Here is an 18,312-nt window from a genome sequence, read left to right on the forward strand (position 1 = left end):
TGAATACTTTTTTCGTTTATGCGAGTTTGGAGCATCCTGTCAGGCTTGTTGATTATTATGGCCGAAGCAGTCAGTCTAGCGCAATCAGCGGGCGGGCGCTCGACGGACACACAACGGCGTACCACTACTCAACCCGAATCACAAGGCCAGAACAGCGCCCCGGTTCAGTGGGCTAACCGTGTGGTGGGATTTTCGTCCGAGAAGGTAAGCGGAAGCGGTGAACAATATAAAGCGTCGCAGGCATTGGGCCGACCCAGTAAGGTCCCGAACCTAGGCGAAAGTCCTGCGGCCTGGGCCCCCAAAACGTCCGACGGTACCGCCGACGAATGGATTCAGGTTGCCTTCGCCAAGCCAATAACCATTCGGCAGATTATTATTGGCGAAAATGTAAATCCGGGTGCGGTGGTACGGGTGCAGGTGATTGACGCCCAAAAGAAAGAGCATACGGTGTACAAGAATGCCACACCATCACCCCGAACCGATCCTGTGCTACGAATCGCCCTGAACGATTCAGCCGTGGTAGGCGATCAGGTGAAAGTGTTTTTAAACGGGGCATCCATCGCGGGTATCAACCAAATCGATGCCATTGGTATCTCGGATGATACCAAGCCCATTACGGTCGGCATCAACGTATCGAACGAGACGCCAAAAGAAATTATCAAGGAAAATCTCGGCAAAACGGTCAACTCACCGGGGCAGGAAGTCGCGCCCGTCATTGCACCCGATGGCCGAACGCTTTATTTTACCCGCAATTTCAACAAAGCGAACATTGGTGGGGCCGACCGGCAGGACGTTTGGTTCTCGACGCTTACCGCCGGTACTAGTGGCAATCCATCTAGCTGGAGTGAAGCCGTCAATATTGGCCCGCCCATCAACAACGCGGGTGACAATGCCATTAGCGGTCTTTCGCCCGACGGTCGCATCGCCTACCTGATCAACGTATACCTGCCCGACGGCGGTTTGTCGTTCGGCATATCCCGGTCGGTTAAAACCCGTCAGGGCTGGTCGCAACCCGTCGAGTGTAAAATCGCCAACAACTACAACCTACACGAGAAAAACCAGTTAGAGTTCTGCGTCTCGCCCGATGGCAGAGCGATCATTCTGGCCGTGCAGCGGAAAGACACCCGTGGCAACCGCGACCTGTACGTAGCCTTGCAGAAACCTGACCGAACATGGGCAGAACCCATTTCGTTAGGCCCTGTAGTCAACACCGCCGATTCGGAGAGTTCGCCTTTTCTGGCTGCCGATGGCCGGACGCTTTATTTCACCTCAGCGGGTCATCCGGGCTACGGCAACGGCGATATTTTCGTAACGCGCCGACTCGATGATTCATGGAACAATTGGAGCGATCCGGAAAACCTGGGACCAGCTATCAACACGGGCGAATGGGACGGTTATTTTACCATTCCGGCTTCCGGCGATTTCGCTTATCTGAGTTCGCGGGCGGGTTCGATGGGTGAAGACGATATTTTCCGGCTTAAACTTTACCCGGCTATCAAACCTGATCCGGTCGCTATTGTATCGGGACAGGTGCTGGATGCCAAAACGAAAAAGCCGGTCGCTTCCGAAGTAATCTCTAGTCTGGCGAACGAAGATAAGGAAACGGCCAAAGCGGATTATGATCCAGAAACCGGCGAGTACAAACTAATTTTGCCGACGCAAAAAATCTACACGCTCAAAGCCATCAAAGAAGGGTATTTTCCCACTACCGAAACTCTCGACCTAAGCAAAGACAAGCGCTTCCGCGACATCAAGCGCAATTTATTGCTGATCAAGATCGAGGCCGGTCAAAAAATAACGATGGGCGATGTGTTGTTTGAGCAAAGCCAGTTTACGCTACTTCCGGGTGCCTCGAGCGAACTGAACCGACTGGTTGACATGATGAACCAGTATCCGGTGATGGAACTTATGATTGAAGGCCATACGGATAACCAGGGCGATTGGGAGCCTAACATGAAGCTATCCGCCGACCGCGTCCAGACGGTAAAAGAGTACCTAACCAGCAAAGGAATTGCCGAGAGCCGGATCCAGACGAAGGCATGGGGACCGAGCAAACCCATTGCCAGCAACGGCACCGAAGAGAAGCGGAAACAGAACCGGCGGGTAGAATTCACGATTCTCAAGATGTGAGAACAAAGATTTTGCGCTAGTTTTGCCCCAATGTTTACCCCATCGTCCCGTACTACGCTGTTTTTGCTGGGTGCTTTGCTTATCCTGGCACTCGGTCTTCGCCTATACCGTGTCGGTACTTACGGCATTTATTTCGACGAAAAATCGACGTTACTGATCAGTCAGGGCGTTTGCCTGGAAGGCGCTAATCAAAAGGACGTTTTTAGCAAGACGTATTTTACGCCCGCTGAATTCTGGAAGCCAAAAACCTTCAACGACTTTATCGACGCCAACATTCGGGGCGACATCGGCAATAGCCCCTCCTATTATGGCGTACTGTGGCTTTGGATGGAAGTGTTTGGTTTGAGTGACACCTCCTTGCGAATGCCTTCGGTGATTTTCAGCACGTTGATCGTTTGGCTGCTGTTTGTTTTCGTCCGTCGGCATTTTAAATCGGACTCCTTAGCACTTACCAGTGCGGCCATCGCAGCAATCGAACCGTTTTTCGTTTCCTACAGCCACATTGCCCGCAACTACTCGATGACGTTCTTCCTGACGTTGCTGGCGACGCACTTGTTTTTGCTCATTATGGAACGGGTACGAGCCGGGGGAAGCGTCGCGAATCGAAGTCCTTCACTGCCGGTGCTTTATGTTTCCTATGGATTCGTCTTTGTCGCTTCCGTTTTATCGCACTACCTGACCGTTACGGTATTCCTGTGTCATGGCTTATACGCGCTTATCTACCTGCGCAACATACGAGCCTGGGTATCATTGGGCATTACCGGCGCTATCGGCCTGGGGTTGGTTTCGCTCTGGTTCCTGTTTGGTGGAGGTAAATACACCTTCTTTACACTGGAATACCAGAAGAATTTCTACCGCAACATTGCTCTGACCAATCCGTATCATTCGGGCTTTGGGATCATCCTGCCCGCTACGATTCCTAACATTGCGGTACGCGCTGTACCCATCTTCTCCGACCTGTTCATCGTAACAAACGGCATGATTACCGTTCTCGTCAGTGTTCGTAATGCGATACTGGCGCTGGGCTTGGGTGTACTGGCAACGGGCGTTATTCATCGCTTCATCGGCGTACAAAAGCCGCCAACCTGGGTTTATGCCGCGGTTCCCGTGCTGCTCCTGGCTGGTCTGCCATTTTACACGCTCGATCCGTTGCGTCTGTTGGTGTTGTCGATTGCCGTGCCGTTCGTGTACCTGATTGGCCGGTACGTAACGGATCACACGGATACCGCCCAGAAAAGACTTGTTGTCCTGTTAGTATTACTGACCTTCGTACCTACCTTATTTCTACTGTTCATGGCGTGGCGGTCTGGTCACACGTTCGGTATCACGCAACGGTACTCCGGTTTTTCATTTCCTTACGTTTGTATTCTGGTCGCGATGGGATTCCATCAACTGACTACCCTGCGTTGGTGGTTCAGCGTACCCATTGCCATCGTTCTGCTCATTCAGGCGGGAAACATCGTTCAGCTGCTGGTTGATATTTACGCCGACAAAGCGCCTAAATACACCTATTTCGACAAGCCTCGCATCGCGAATCCGTATTGGTCATCGGCCCAGAAATTGAAGAGCCTCTATACGCCGGGGGATACGATCCTGTATCCAAACAAAAGGCGGCAGATCTTTTCGGAGAAAATGGACCGAACGTATTCGCCGGTGGCTTTGCTGGACGCTCAATTGGTAAACGTTTACCTACCTGAGGATGCTCAGTATATCCAACGCATCGATCCGAACGAACGAAACCGAATCGTACTCGTGAAAGGACGCTCTGGTGAAAAAATTACTATTTTTGACTTTAAAGGCTCGACATACCGCTACGGCGAATAAACGACTACCTTAATCAACCGACTACGACTTTGACAACAGAAGCCACCGACTTTCAATCGCTCCAGGGCCAGCTCCGGCTCAAGATCCTGGGTCTTTACAATCAGGCTCACGCTGGTCATATTGGCTGTTCGCTGAGTTGCGTCGATCTGATGATCGCCACGCTGGTACTACGCAAACGGCAGCAGGATACGTTTCTGCTGTCGAAAGGCCACGCTGCCGCTTCACTATACGCCTGTCTCAACCACCTCGGCGAAATTTCGGACGAGGTACTGGCGACCTACTACAAAAATGGCACGACGCTGCCCGCTCACCCTGCGCCAAACAAACACGCGGGCATTCCATTTGCCACGGGTTCGCTGGGACACGGCCTGCCCATAGGAACGGGCGTTGCACAAGCTGGTAAATTACTCGGCGACGACTCCCGCGTCTATGTCCTGATGTCCGACGGCGAAACCAATGAAGGAACCACCTGGGAAGCCGCTCATTTTGCGGTTCAGAACGGACTGGACAACCTGATTGTGTTGATTGACAAGAATGGTTTACAAGGCTTTAACCAGACGGCCAACGTGCTCGGCGATACAGCGGATGCCCGCACCTGGACAGCAATGGGTTTTGAAACGGTTGAAGTAGATGGTCACGACATACCGGCAATTCTGGACACGCTCGATCAGCTGACAACCACGTCGAACGGGAAGCCTAAAGTTGTTATTGCCAAAACCGTAAAAGGCAAAGGCGTATCGTACATGGAAAACCGGCTTGAATGGCATTATCTGCCCATGACACCCGCTCAGTATGAGCAGGCACACGCCGAAGTGGGTGAACGCTATTTGTCCGTAGATGTCGTCTAAAGCCAGGATATAGTCGATTACCGTTGACTATAAAACTTGTCATTAATACAACACATCCGCCCTTTTGCCGTAATATTGCGGCCTGAATGAATTCGTCTGATCCCATTTTGCTACCAGAAAAAATCGCCCGCCTTCAGGGACCAATCGTTGTGTTCGGAGCCAGCGGCTTCATTGGCGCGAACTTGTTTGAACAATTGTTTCGTGTACGCACGGACGTTTTTGCCCTCACCCACGATGCAACGAAGGCCTGGCGGCTCAAACTTTTAGATGTTCCAGCGGAAAATATTGTCCACTGCGACATTCTATCGAATAACTCCGTTCAGGACGTTTTTGGGAAAATCAAACCCAAAACCATTTTTAACCTGGCGGCCTACGGTGCCTACAGCAAGCAGAAAAACGTAGGGCTTACCTACGAAACCAATGTGCTGGGTACGGTTAACATCCTGGAGAATTGCTCGGCGGAAATGGTTTACATTCACGCCGGTAGTAGCTCCGAATACGGCTTCAACTGTACCGCACCCAAAGAAACCGACCCGGTAGAGCCGAACAGCCACTACGCGGTATCGAAAGTATCGGCGGCTTACACGCTTGACTACTACGCCAAGGTTCACAACCTCAACACGCTCAACCTACGGCTTTATTCCATTTACGGGGGCTGGGAAGAACCCGACCGGCTCATTCCGCGCCTGATCGAGGAAGTCCGGCAGAGTAAGCTCCCGCCACTGGTGTCACCGGACATCAGCCGCGATTTTGTGTATGTGGACGACTGCGTGGATGCCTTTGTACAAGCGGCCCTGCGGGTCGATCAGACGAATCGGGGTCGGTCCTATAACATCGCTACCGGCAAGAAAACAACCATGCGTGAGCTGGTTGACGTTGCTCGGCAAACGTTTGGCTTGGCACAGGAACCCGTTTGGGGAAGCATGAACAACCGGAACTGGGATCTGGCTGACTGGTACGGCGACCCGACCGCAGCCGAAGCTGATCTGGGATGGAAAGCGACAACCCCCCTCAGCGATGGCCTTCGCCGGACGGCTGACTGGCAGATATCCCATGCGTACGAAAGTCGCGTGATTCCGGCCTTCAACACGCCAACCCTGAACCCGGTTATCTCGCCAATTATTGCCTGTTATAAAGACGCGCAGGCCATTCCGTACATGTACGAGCGGCTGGTCAAAACCTTCAATGAGATGAAGGTGCGGTACGAAATCATCTTTGTTAACGACAATTCGCCCGACAACACCGACGAAGTCCTGAACGAGATTTGCGCCAAAGATCCGAATGTCATCGCCATCAAACACTCCCGAAATTTTGGGTCGCAGGCCGCTTTCCTGAGCGGTATGGAAATTGCAACCGGCGACGCAGTTGTGTTAATGGACGGTGACTTACAAGATCCACCGGAAGTTATTCCGAAATTTTACGAGAAATGGCAGCAGGGCTTCGACGTGACGTACGGGGTTCGGGTGCAGCGAGAAATGGCTCCGCACGTTCATTTCTTCTACAAGCAGTTCTACCGCCTGTTCCGCAAAACGGCGTATATCAATATCCCGGTAGACGCGGGTGACTTTTCGATGATCGACCGGAAGGTGGTTCGGGAACTGGTCAATTTACCGGAGACCGAACAGTTTCTGCGCGGGCTGCGGGCCTGGGTTGGTTTTAAGCAAACGGGTGTTGACTACGTACGACCAGAACGTATGTTCGGCGTCTCGACCAACAACTGGACAAAAAATATCTGGTGGGCGAAGAAAGCGATCTTCTCGTTTAGCTTCGCGCCACTTGAGTTAATGACCTATGCCGGTTTTGTGCTGACGGGTCTGTCGGTACTGGGCATTCTGTGGCAGATACTGGCGAAGCTGGTCTTTTTCCCGGACACCCCCGCTGGCCTATCGACCGTTATTATTCTGGTGATGTTTTTCGGTGGTATCAACCTGTTGGGCATCTCGTTCCTGGGCGAATACATCAGCAAGATTTTTGAGGAAACGAAAAAACGACCGAAGTTCATTCGTACAATGGTTCGCAAGGGCCAGCGTGTTTATAAAACAGCGGCTGAGATCAGCACGCTGGTAGAGCAACGGAAGAGTAAATGAGTTTGTAGTTGGCGGTTAGCACGTTACTACAACCCACAACGTATAAACCATGCGAAACGAATTTTCTGCCGCTATCGAGCGCATTGCGCGTGAAGACGATAAAGTGGTATTTATAACGGGTGACTTAGGCTACAACGCTCTCGAAAATGTGGTTGAAGTCTTAGGGCCTCGCTTCATCAACGCGGGTGTTGCCGAGCAAAACATGGTGGGCGTAGCTGCGGGTATGGCTTACCGAGGGTACAAAGTGTTTTGTTACAGCATTGCACCGTTTGCGGTGTACCGGTGCCTTGAGCAATTTCGGAACGACGTTTGTCTGCACAACATGCCGGTTTTTCTGGTTGGCAACGGCGGTGGCTACGGCTATGGCATTATGGGCAGTACACACCACGCGATTGAAGACCTTGCCTGTTTGAGTAGCCTTCAGAACGTCAATACGTACATTCCAGCGTTTGCCGATGAGGTCGCGCCCATGCTCGACCAGATCCTTACCGAAAGCCGTCCGGCTTATCTTCGCCTAGGGGCAGGACCGAAGACACCCGATGGCGCGCAAACGGCTGGTACGTTCAAGCATATCGTACAGGCAAAGGAATCGATTGGTACCGTAGTGGCCCTCGGTCCGGTTGCGGCCAACGTGCTGACAGCTGTACAGGATGAGTTGCTGGTCGACCAATTTGACGTGTACACCGCTACCAACCTACCCCTCGACTTGCCTGCTGACTTAGCCCATCGCTGGGGTGGAAAGCCGATGCTGGTTGTTGAAGAACACGTTTCGATTGGTGGACTAGCGCAGCAACTATCAGTAAAGTTACTGGCTTACGGAGCGGCCCCAAGTCATTTCGTCAGTCTATCGGCACAAGGGTATCCGAACGGTCTGTATGGCGACCAGAAATACCACCAGCAACTGTCGGGCCTTGACCCAGCTAATATTGCCCGTCAGCTGGCTTCATTTATGATCTACTAGTTTGTACTTTAGCGTACCATTGACCCTACCTGCTAGGGTCAATGGTACAGCATACTCCCGTAAACTGCTAACGGACCGTCCAGTTGCCAACACTTCAATACAATCCCGAAAAATCCCGGACAGCGGTTGCTTCTCAATCGACAGGCTGGCTATTGGGCGGTATTGGCATGGCCGTTCCTCTGATTCTGTTCGCGCTGGTTTGGAGCTACTATGCCGTCAACGTGCCCAAATGGGATGACCACGCACTTCGGGCCTTTTTGTACAATTTTGATCAGGAAACAACGCTTTCGGGAAAGATCTACCAGCTTTTTCGCCAACACAATGAGCATCGTATCGTTTACGACCGTTTTGTTGCGCTCCTAGACTATCAGCTGTTCGGCAAGCTCAATTTCCGGCATCTGATGGCAATCGGAAATTTGAGCCTGGTGGGTTTATTACTCGTTTTTGCCACGGTATGCCGTCGCGAAGGCCGATCCGTAACATTAGTCATCCCGATTGCCCTCTTCCTGTTTAACCTCTCCCACTGGGAAAACATGTTCTGGGGCATGGCTGCTTTGCAGAATTTCTCGGTGGTTCTATGGGTAATACTGACGTTCTTCTTACTTATCTACGCGAATCGACTAGGTCTGGCGATTGCTTCGGCAACGCTGGCAACGCTCACAAGCGGTAACGGCCTTTTAGTATGGCCAATCGGGTTAGTGCTATTGGCGTTGCTGCCAAACGAGGGGCTACCATTCAGACCCGGTAACTCAACTCGGTCGAAAGCGTTTTTGCCACTTGTCATCTGGCTGTTGAGCGCAGTCGTAGTTTTAGGTCTATACTTTGCAGATTACGAAAAACCAGCCGGAAACCCGCCCCTCCGTGGAACCGTTGGTGACTTACTGAAAGGCTGGCTGGCTTTTACTGGCGCTGCTGCGGAAGCTCTCCCACTAAAATCTTCGCTCCGGGCCAGCATCCTGCTCGGTGGCGCAATGACATTGGTAACGATTGGTCTGGTAGGCTGGCAAATCGTTCGTAACCGTCAGGCCATAAGCCGGACAATTCAACAGCGGTTACGTGCACACAGCGGAACGGCTACCCAATCCATTCCGCCGTTGACGCTGTTTTTCTGGGGTTGCGCGCTGTTTCTGCTGGGCACAGCCGCTGTCGTAGCCTGGACACGAACGGGTTTTGGCCTCGATCTGATCATTACCAGTCGGTATAAAATTTACTCCCTAACGCTGCTAGCTGTTCTTTACCTGCTAGTTGCCCTGGTTGTCGGCAAGCGTATTCGACCGGTTGTTGTAGCGGGCGGTTTGGCTGGAAGTTTTGTGTTCGCCTGGTGCGCGTACTTAACGTTTCTGGACGATTCGATCTGGTTCCGCAACTGGCAATTGACCAATCAATTTAACTGGACCTATACGACAAATCAACCGGTAGCCGCGCTTGACTCCGTAACGCGTCATTATTCAAATCCTGCTCCAGCCTCCTACGATTCCTATTTGGGGGCGATATACGGTGCTCCACAACGGTCAGTCATTCCTTTGACGCTTACCAAAGCACCATTTGGCTACATAGCGCAAACAAACGCAGAAACCGACTTGAACGTGTTAATGGGTCAGGGCTTGACTCGTAATGCCGGAACGTACATTCTGCTTCGATCTTCCCAACGATCGTATCTGGTTCCGGTTTGGCAGAACCAGCGGTCGCTGCGTCAAACCCATTTTTTGCCCCAGAGATTGTTCTCAAACGGGTTCAAAGCGGATATCTGGCTGAACAGTCTGGAAGCCGGTACCTATCAATTATTTATACTACAGGTTACGGACAACAAGCCCGCTACGGTATACCCGACGAATCAGCTTGTTACGTCCGTAGGCCAAGCAACCGACATTAAAAAGAACTGGTAAATTGACACGGCTTGTAGCAACTTCCGTATCAATACCCAATAAATAGAGTTATGCAAACAAACGCGCCAACGACTACTACCACCGCACGGCCAGCCTTGTATCATCTTCGTCAATTGGATGGTATTCGGTTTATCGCCGTTGCGCTGGTACTTTTCGATCACTGGATGGCTGGCCGCGTCGACGTACCACTTGGCCCGCTAGGCGTCACGATCTTCTTTGTTCTCAGTGGTTTTCTGATCACCCGCATCCTGCTATCGAGCAAGGATAAGCTTAAAGACAGCCCTAACGGTGGCTTAGGTAAATACCTGAAAATCTTTTACATACGACGAACAATCCGTATCTTCCCGGTCTATTATCTGGTCTTGGTTGTTCTCTATGCGATTAACGAACCACCCGTCCGACAGACGTTTGGCTGGCTGGCTCTTTACGCAACCAACCTGTACATGGCTTATTATTCCGTGTGGATGGGTACCGTGGATCACTTGTGGTCACTGGCGGTAGAAGAACAGTTTTATTTGTTTTTTCCACTGCTTTTGTTTCTGGTGCCACGCCGATGGGTACCGCTAACGACGATGCTCATGATTGTGGGTGCCGTCGCACTGCGTTACGTGCTCTACCGGGCGCGGGCACCCTGGTTCATTGGCTATGTGACCATGCCTGCCTGCCTGGATTCGTTTGGACTGGGTACGATTATGGCATTCTGGTGGTTGTATCAGCGTGAACGCTTCCAGCAGGTATTTCAGAACACCATCTGGATCTGGTTTAGTATACTGCTGTTCGTTGCCGTACTCATGTTGACGAAAATTGTACCCGCCGTTCCTGATCCGCGTGGATGGCAGGGGCATCATAATGTCATGTCTGACGTGTGGGAGCGGCTGGCCGCTTCTTTAGTCGGATTCTTTCTGATTGGACGAGCCGTATTAGGGTTTGGTGGTCCCATAAAGTGGTTACTCGAAAATCCGGTTAGCCAATACATGGGTAAGATTAGCTACGGGCTGTATCTTTATCACAATTTTGTCTTCAACGTATACCATACCCGCCCAACGCATTTTACGATACGAGCCTGGCGACGCATTACCGATGTATTACCATTTCTGAATAGTTCGTATATTTTTCAGTTCAGCTTTTACTTAGCCCTGACGCTTGTTATCGCCAGCTTATCATGGTATCTGATTGAAAAGCCGATCAATAACCTAAAGGACCGCTTCTCCTATTGATTGCGGGGCTATTCAAGATACCAGTATACGCACTGAAGAAAACACCTGATTTACAATTAACACTTTCTGATGACATCAAACAGGCAAAGTATAGCGTAGACACCGCTGCTCAACGACCAGGCTTATCGTGGGATTGTACACAAAGATCGCTGAACTACCTTGCCTTATATGCATTCAGCTTTCCCGCTCAATAAAGTCCTATTCAGTTTACAGGAGCACCGACAACTATTTCCTATATTTGCGCAATTTAAGTTTGTACACCATTTGCGTCGCGGCTGTCAGATTGCTCGGCCTTTTGGTGGACCGGCCCAACGGCCCACCTGTTACGAAATCCATAGATACGCTGCATGAGCATCCTGCTGTCAATTGTAATGCCCGCTTACAACGAAGAAGAAGTTATTGACGTTGTTGTTAAGCAATGGACCGATTTACTGACCCGTCAGTTTCCAACCGATAATACTAAATTGATTGTCGTTAACGACGGCTCACGCGATAACACAGGTGCCATTCTCGATCAGATCAAGAGTAAGTACCCTAAACTTCTGGTTGTTCACCAACCCAACGGTGGCCACGGCAACGCTGTTGTAAATGGCTATCGGCAGGCGGTTGCGCTGGATTCAGAATACGTCTTTCAAACGGACAGCGACGATCAGTTCATTACCGATGACTTTGGTAAGCTGTGGGCTAAGCGAAACGAATCCCCGTTTATTCTGGGTTACCGCGAAGAACGCTTCGACGCTCCGGCTCGTCTGGTAATTACCCGCATCCTTCGGTTCAGCATTGCGTTTATCTACGGAACGTACATCATGGATAGCAATATCCCGTTCCGGCTTATCCGGGGAAGTTTCCTCAAACGATTACTCGCTCAATTGCCGACTCCGACTCCGTTTGCCCCCAATATATTCCTGGCCGTTATGGCCAAGAAAGCGGGTTACAATACCTTCGATATTCCCATCACGCACAAAGAGCGTCAGACAGGTACCGTTTCGATCCTGAAATGGAAGCTTTTAAAGGTGTGCATACAGAGCTTCAAAGAACTCGCTCAATTCCGGCTTGACCTTAGTAGCAAGGTGAAAGCACTCAAAAAGCCGGAACCAGTAACTGCATAAATTAACAATACGTTATAGGGTTTATAGGTTAACCAATATGGCGGCTCAACTTTAACTAATATACCCGGGTACATTATACAACCATGAATTATAAATACGTCATTATTGGCTCAGGACCGACGGGCCTTGGCGCGGCATACCGCCTGAAAGAACTGGGTATTACCGACTTCATCGTTCTTGAAAAAGAAAACCGCATTGGTGGTTTGTCGAAAAGCTTTGTCGACGAGAAAGGGTTTACGTGGGACGTTGGTGGTCACGTGCAATTCTCGCATTACAAGTACTTCGATGACCTGATGCACAAAGCGCTGGGTGCAGATGGCTGGCTGTCGCACCAACGCGAATCATGGGTCTGGATCGAAAACCGGTTTGTTCCGTATCCATTCCAGAACAACATCAAATACCTTTCGCCCGAAACGATGTGGAAGTGTCTCGAAGGCATTATCCATAACTACAAGTTTCCAACGAATAAGAAACCAGCGAACTTCCGCGAGTGGATTCTGGCAACGTTTGGACCAGGTCTGGCCGAAACGTTCATGTTCCCTTACAACTTCAAGGTATGGGCCTATCCTACAGAGGAAATGAACGCCGTCTGGGTTGGTGAGCGGGTAGCCGTAACGGATCTGCAACGGGTTACGAAAAACATTATCTTCGATCAGGATGATTTCTCGTGGGGTCCTAACAGTACGTTCCAATTCCCCAAACATGGCGGAACGGGCGGTATCTGGGAGGCAGTCGGTGATCTGGTCGGCCGGGAGAATATCAAGCTGAATGCAGCTGTTCAAAAGGTCGTTGGTCCCGAAAAGAAAATCGTGCTGACCAACGGGGAAGAAATTCATTACGAACACCTGATGAGTACGGTTCCGCTCGATATCTTCACCAAACAGGTAGAAGGTCTGGACGCGGATACGGTTCAAACGGCGCAGGGCCTGAAACACTCGTCGACCAACGTTGTCGGTATTGGTTTGAAAGGCAAGCCGAAACCAAGTCTGGAAACGATGTGCTGGATGTATTTCCCGGAATCAAACAGCCCCTATTACCGCGTAACGGTATTCTCGAACTACAGCCCTAATAACGTTCCGGATATCAACCAGCACTGGTCGCTGATGACCGAAACGAGCGAGTCGACCGCCAAGCCCGTCAACCGCGAGACGCTGATCAACGACACGATCCAGGCGTTGATCGAAGACAAGTTGATCGAATCAGCCGATGACGTAATTTCGACGTTCCACATGCCATTCGAATACGGTTATCCAACGCCTTCTGTTGAACGGGATGCCATTCTGAAAGCAGTACTACCCAAACTGGAGCCGTTCGGTATTTACTCACGCGGACGGTTTGGCGCCTGGAAATACGAAGTTAGTAACCAGGATCACTCGCTTATGCAGGGTGTCGAATGGGCTAACCGCGTAGCTGCCAACGTTCCCGAATTAACGCTGCCTTTCCCCGAAACGGCCAATGCCATGTGGGGTAAATAAGCCAGTACCTTTTTAGTCAATAGTCGTTAGTCATTCGTCGTAGCTATCCGGTAGTTTTCTACCGAAAGCCTATGTCCGTTGACTAGCGACTATTCACTATTTTGCACCTATGAAACGAAGCGTCTGGATTGGTCTTGGGGCAGTATTACTCGTCATTGGCGGATGGCTTGGGTATCGATCTTTTTATCCAGCCAAGCGCACAGTATGGTCTTTGATGCCTTCGGGCCCCTTGCTCGTGCTAGCCAGCGACCGTCTACAGGATACCGTATCCGCGCAGGCGCTAAGAACCCAGGTTGCACTCCAGCAGCTGCCGGTATTCGACGAAGCCCGGCAACGACTCGACCGGTTCCTGTACGCAACGACCGACTCGGTAACCGCCATCCGGTTCGCGAAAGGCAAAAACATCCGGTACTCCCTTCATTCTATTTCGCGGACAACGCTTGATTTCATTTTTTACATTCCTACGACGGACGACGATCAGGCTTTCATCAATCGCCTGACCAATCCCGATCCGCGCAAGTATCGAATTTTGCGTCATACCTTTGCGGGTGAACGCATTTTCGACTTAGTATCCCGCTCCAACGAACCCGTTGGCTCGTTTATTCTTACTGATGGTTTTCTGGTTGGTAGTTCGTCCGGTATTCTGATCGAGAATGTAGCCAAACGGATGCACGAATCATTGCGGCTACCCCGATCAGAGCCGAAGTTTCAGGTCGATGCCGACCATTGGGCGGGTTTGTCCATGCGTCCCGAAGTACTTCAATCGCTCTTTGGCAACGCAAGCTCGCTGGTTCGGCTTTTCCTGCCCGAAGAGTTAAACCTGCAAATTCGTGCGTCAGCGTCGCCTTCGCATTTAATTGGATACGCATCGGATGAGATCGGTGGGCGGCAGGATGTTGCTTCCTTATTTACGGGACAAACGCCCCGACGCATTCAAAGCGGGGACTTAATCCCCCAGACAACGGCTACTCTTTATTACATTGGCGTAAGTGACGCCCCTCGCTTTGGCCGGTCGCTCAACAAGCTGCTCCGGTCAGCGTCCAGCGATTTTTTACGCGACCGATTTGATCAAATTGAACCGGCCACCGAAGCACTGTATCAATCATTGGGATCGGATATAATGCTGTGCCGGATGGAATCGCCTTCGGGTGCTCGTCAGCAGGTGATGGTCCTCAACGCGACCAATATAAAAGCGCTATCGAGTGCTTACCAACAGGCCGCTTACCTGGCTGGCGCGAAATCACCTGCCCCGTTAAAGACATTTCTTGGGCACAAGACGCTCCTGCTCGATGTGCCCGAACTTCCAGCCTCGCTTTTCAGCAGTTTGTTTACGGGCTTTCAACGAAGCTGGATCACGCAGCACGGCAACTCCCTGATTGTGGCGAATGGCGAAGAAGCCATGCAGGAATACCTGTTGCAACTTCAGCGCAAGGCGGTTTGGTCAACGGACCAGCGACAGGCTGACCTGATAAAAAACACGCTTCGCCCGGCTAATTTTACCGCTTTTATTCGGCTGAACCGCGTTAATGCAGACCAATCGCAAACGCTGCTCACCTCAACCTGGCCGCTGGCCTGGCAGAACCTACTTGACGGCCCCGAAGGAGCTGATCGCGGCTCAGCCCTGGCGAACCTGGAAAATATGGCTTATCAGGCCAGCTACGGAAACGAAAAAATATTGTCTACGCTGGTTCTGGGTCGTACCACCCGCCGAGCCAGCAAGGCCGTTCTGAATCGACTGCTATTGCAGAAAAAGACGGCGTTTGATGCTGCCCTGATTGCCGCTCCGGTCGTAGCCGGCAGCTTGAGCGAAGGGTTAGCCCCGTTTTACGCGCAGAACGATGCAGGTCAGTTTGTTTTGGTGACACCCGATGGTGACAAGATTGTACAGAAAAATATCGACGGTCCCGTTCGGAGCAACACGCTGGCGGTTGACTTCCTGGATAACGGAAATCTACAATACCTGTTCATGACCGACCGAACGCTGTACATAGCCGATCCACGTCAGAAGTCGGTGCGTTTGAACACGATCAAACTTCCGGCGGGTATCGACCCCACGTACCTGACTCGTCCGCGTGGTAGCTTGCAACGCAACTGGGTAGCGCTGGTTACCCACCAGGATGGACAGGTGTATGCCCTCGACCGGCAACGAAAAGCGTTTATCCAGATCATGAAAGCCCCCCGTAAAGGACCGCTTCTCTTGCCTTTTCAGGTTATTGCTACCCGAACAGGCATGGAAGTGCTGGCAGCACAGCAGGACGGTACGCTGAATCGCTGGCGCGAAAATGGTCAGTCACTCCCCCACTTTCCAACCCGTATTGAACGATCTAGCGAGGATGATTCGGAAATTCGCTTTGCCGGACCCGCCTTTCAGCCCATTGGTCAGTCGACCATTCGGACGATTACCGAGGAAGGTCAATTGTTGACGTTGAATGCCAACGGCTTGATTGCGCAAAAAACACAGCTTTACCGGCCAGTGCGTAGCGGCTCGTTTCGACTTTTCCCCGACGAAGCTCAAACAAACTGGCTGTTGCTGCGCACAAGCGATACCGAAATGACCATACTCGATCAAAACGGACAACGCCGGTTCGACGTTCGGGCCTTGCAACCGGGTCGTAACAACGTTCGCTACCACCGACTTGGCGCAGGTATCGAACTCATCAGCGTCAAATCAGGCAGTTTTACCGTGCTCTACGATCTGAATGGGCGTATCATCGGCGACCGCCCCATTCCCAGCGATTTCCCAATTGCTTTGCAATTCGACGAACGAACCAACGAATTATACATTTTAAGCGGAGCTAAACAGGCTGTTCAGTTATTTAGCATCCGACTTCGGTAAGTAGTATCCACCATGCGTTTTCTTCGATATACTGTTCTTTTTGTCGCCCTTATTCTGTGGGTAGCTGGTCTTTCCTCAACCGTTTCACACTGGTTATACAACGCCGGTGTCATCGTTGATGATTACCGCCACGGCGATCTGTACCGGATTTCGGCCCTATCGCAGTTTAAGGATGATCAGCCCGTTTGCCCCCCATCGAACCGGGCGAGCGACACGGCTTCCACGCATTTATACATCATCGGCGATAGCTTCTCGGAAGAGCAACGCATTGGTCAGAACGATTTTCGGGTAAGCCATTACCAACGGGTAAAATGGGGCTTTACGCAACGGGCGCAACTAGACCCAAGTAAACGAAATGTGTTGTTGCTGGAAACGGTTGAACGGCATTTTCGCGAACATTTTGCCCAACCCGTGAATGAACTAGTAGTCGAGAAGGATACCGCGCAAAACCCTACTCCCATCCAGACGTGGTGGGAAAAACTGAACGCGGACTACCACCGATCTGACGTCGAAGAACGGCTGGCGTCTACCCTGTTCAGCCAGGACTGGGCCTTCTGGTTTAAAGAGGCCAAAGCGACTCTGACGCTCGACTGGTTCAACCGGGCCAGTACGGGTGTCAGCTTATCCCGCGATCAGAAAAACATTTTCCTGGATTTCGATACGGACACTACTCGGAAGAAGCTATCGTCTTTTTCCGAGCTGTCGGATGCGGAGGTCAATACACTGGTAGACAGCCTCAACTCGGTGGCCGACCGCTACCGTCGACTGGGTTTCGACGACGTTTATCTGTCCATTATTCCAAACAAAGCTACTATTCTGGAACCGAATCGTGGTGCTTATAACCACCTGATCGAACGGGTACAGAACAGTCCCGCTCTACGCGTTAAAACGGTAAATATTTACTTGCCTTACAAGCAGGCAAAACAATCGCCGTACTTAAACGGCGATACGCACTGGAACTGCCAGGGCCGGTCCCTGTGGCTGGAAGCGGTCCGGAAGCAACTGGCTATATAAACAAACAGGCCGTGTCAGCAAGAAACGGCCTGTCTAAAACTAATTGTCAATCGGCTTATTAACTGGTCCAGAACGCTAGACGAGCTGAAACAAATCTTTTACACCAAGCATCCGCTTCGAAATAAAGCCTTCGCCAAACTCAGCGCCAATCATGTGGCCATGTTCGCGGGTGCGGGATTCGAGAAACTTCATGAACGGTTCGCCCGAAATGTAGCTCTGTGGTTCAGTATTACTTGGATCAAAAAACTGACTTTTATAGGCTTTGATCGCATCCAGTTTGCGATCCCAGTACGGCGTTACGTCAACCACGAAATCGGGCTTGAGCGAACGATCCTGAATAAAATGGTAGATGTAAATAGGCCGGTGTGCATCCTGCGGCTGGCCGTCTTTCCCGACCGTTTTGATTTGTCGTAAACCGGCGTAAAAACAAGCTTCGATAACCAACTGAGCCGCCCGACCATGATCGGGGTGCCGGTCTTCGACGGTGTTAGTAAGAATAATGTCGGGCTTGTAATGACGGATAATCGGTATCAGCGCCATCTGATGCGCTTCGTCGTTGCGAAAAAATCCATCGCGAAATCCCATGTTCTCGCGGGCTGCTAACTTCATAATCCGCGCTCCCTCTTCGGCTTCCTTCAATCGCGTTTCGGGTGTGCCCCGCGTGCCCAATTCACCCCGGGTCAGGTCGACCCCAGCCACGGTTTTACCCTGTTCGACCAACGACAGGATGGTACCTGCGCAGGTCATTTCAATATCGTCGGGGTGAGCCCCAATAGCCAATACATCTACTTTCATGAACTTAGCATTAATTATGCTGACTTTTCCCTATTTTCATCAACAGCCAGTTACTCTGACAATCAAAGAATACGCTAATTTGTTCGCTTATGTCTAAAAACAGTGATGCATCATTTTTCCATCGAAACAA

The 18,312-nt window shown here is 51.2% G+C and carries 12 protein-coding genes; 11 read left to right on the forward strand and 1 reads right to left on the reverse strand.

Going from position 1 to position 18,312, the window contains the following annotated elements; genetic code table 11:
• The first annotated feature begins 18 nt into the window (after window positions 1–18).
• From LQ777_RS15840 to LQ777_RS15890, 11 genes are all read left to right on the forward strand, one after another.
• Window positions 19–2,130 carry an OmpA family protein gene (locus tag LQ777_RS15840; RefSeq protein WP_232558903.1) on the forward strand — a complete coding sequence of 704 codons (2,112 nt, stop codon included), beginning with the start codon at window positions 19–21 and terminating at the stop codon, window positions 2,128–2,130.
• A gap of 30 nt (window positions 2,131–2,160) precedes the next feature.
• A complete protein-coding gene (locus LQ777_RS15845; protein ID WP_232558904.1) occupies window positions 2,161–3,954 on the forward strand; it encodes a glycosyltransferase family 39 protein in 1,794 nt (597 codons plus the stop codon).
• Between the two features lie 29 nt (window positions 3,955–3,983).
• A complete protein-coding gene (locus LQ777_RS15850; RefSeq protein WP_232558905.1) occupies window positions 3,984–4,802 on the forward strand; it encodes a transketolase in 819 nt (272 codons plus the stop codon).
• An 86-nt stretch (window positions 4,803–4,888) separates the two neighbouring features.
• A complete protein-coding gene (locus tag LQ777_RS15855) occupies window positions 4,889–6,889 on the forward strand; it encodes an NAD-dependent epimerase/dehydratase family protein (protein WP_232558906.1) in 2,001 nt (666 codons plus the stop codon).
• Window positions 6,890–6,938: 49 nt separating this feature from the next.
• Window positions 6,939–7,850, forward strand: a complete 912-nt coding sequence (locus LQ777_RS15860) for a transketolase family protein (protein ID WP_232558907.1) — start codon at window positions 6,939–6,941, stop codon at window positions 7,848–7,850.
• An 83-nt stretch (window positions 7,851–7,933) separates the two neighbouring features.
• Entirely contained in the window at window positions 7,934–9,736 is a 1,803-nt protein-coding gene (locus LQ777_RS15865) for a hypothetical protein (protein WP_232558908.1), read from the forward strand.
• 50 nt (window positions 9,737–9,786) lie between these two features.
• Window positions 9,787–10,953, forward strand: a complete 1,167-nt coding sequence (locus tag LQ777_RS15870; RefSeq protein ID WP_232558909.1) for an acyltransferase family protein — start codon at window positions 9,787–9,789, stop codon at window positions 10,951–10,953.
• 347 nt (window positions 10,954–11,300) lie between these two features.
• A complete protein-coding gene (locus tag LQ777_RS15875; RefSeq protein WP_232558910.1) occupies window positions 11,301–12,062 on the forward strand; it encodes a glycosyltransferase family 2 protein in 762 nt (253 codons plus the stop codon).
• An 83-nt stretch (window positions 12,063–12,145) separates the two neighbouring features.
• Window positions 12,146–13,537: a protoporphyrinogen/coproporphyrinogen oxidase gene (locus LQ777_RS15880; RefSeq protein ID WP_232558911.1), complete on the forward strand. Its 1,392-nt coding sequence runs from the start codon at window positions 12,146–12,148 to the stop codon at window positions 13,535–13,537.
• A gap of 109 nt (window positions 13,538–13,646) precedes the next feature.
• Complete coding sequence (locus tag LQ777_RS15885; protein WP_232558912.1) at window positions 13,647–16,373, forward strand: hypothetical protein; 2,727 nt, start codon at window positions 13,647–13,649, stop codon at window positions 16,371–16,373.
• Between the two features lie 12 nt (window positions 16,374–16,385).
• On the forward strand, window positions 16,386–17,387 hold the full coding sequence (locus LQ777_RS15890; RefSeq protein WP_232558913.1) for a hypothetical protein: 1,002 nt from the start codon (window positions 16,386–16,388) through the stop codon (window positions 17,385–17,387).
• Between the two features lie 75 nt (window positions 17,388–17,462).
• Here the strand turns inward: LQ777_RS15890 and bshB1 are convergent, their stop codons facing one another.
• Entirely contained in the window at window positions 17,463–18,182 is a 720-nt protein-coding gene (gene bshB1, locus LQ777_RS15895) for a bacillithiol biosynthesis deacetylase BshB1 (protein ID WP_232558914.1), read from the reverse strand.
• Between the last annotated feature and the right edge of the window lie 130 nt (window positions 18,183–18,312).

It is taken from the genome of Spirosoma oryzicola (assembly GCF_021233055.1).
GTDB lineage: Bacteria > Bacteroidota > Bacteroidia > Cytophagales > Spirosomataceae > Spirosoma > Spirosoma oryzicola.

Excerpts from the sequence above, each read along its gene's own strand:
- LQ777_RS15840 (WP_232558903.1), top strand. The coding sequence starts at position 19 with ATGCGAGTTTGGAGCATCCTGTCAGGCTTGTTGATTATTATGGCCGAA.
- LQ777_RS15845 (WP_232558904.1), top strand. The coding sequence starts at position 2,161 with ATGTTTACCCCATCGTCCCGTACTACGCTGTTTTTGCTGGGTGCTTTG.
- LQ777_RS15855 (WP_232558906.1), top strand. The coding sequence starts at position 4,889 with ATGAATTCGTCTGATCCCATTTTGCTACCAGAAAAAATCGCCCGCCTT.
- LQ777_RS15860 (WP_232558907.1), top strand. The coding sequence starts at position 6,939 with ATGCGAAACGAATTTTCTGCCGCTATCGAGCGCATTGCGCGTGAAGAC.
- LQ777_RS15870 (WP_232558909.1), top strand. The coding sequence starts at position 9,787 with ATGCAAACAAACGCGCCAACGACTACTACCACCGCACGGCCAGCCTTG.
- LQ777_RS15875 (WP_232558910.1), top strand. The coding sequence starts at position 11,301 with ATGAGCATCCTGCTGTCAATTGTAATGCCCGCTTACAACGAAGAAGAA.
- LQ777_RS15880 (WP_232558911.1), top strand. The coding sequence starts at position 12,146 with ATGAATTATAAATACGTCATTATTGGCTCAGGACCGACGGGCCTTGGC.
- LQ777_RS15885 (WP_232558912.1), top strand. The coding sequence starts at position 13,647 with ATGAAACGAAGCGTCTGGATTGGTCTTGGGGCAGTATTACTCGTCATT.
- LQ777_RS15890 (WP_232558913.1), top strand. The coding sequence starts at position 16,386 with ATGCGTTTTCTTCGATATACTGTTCTTTTTGTCGCCCTTATTCTGTGG.
- bshB1 (WP_232558914.1), bottom strand. The coding sequence starts at position 18,182 with ATGAAAGTAGATGTATTGGCTATTGGGGCTCACCCCGACGATATTGAA.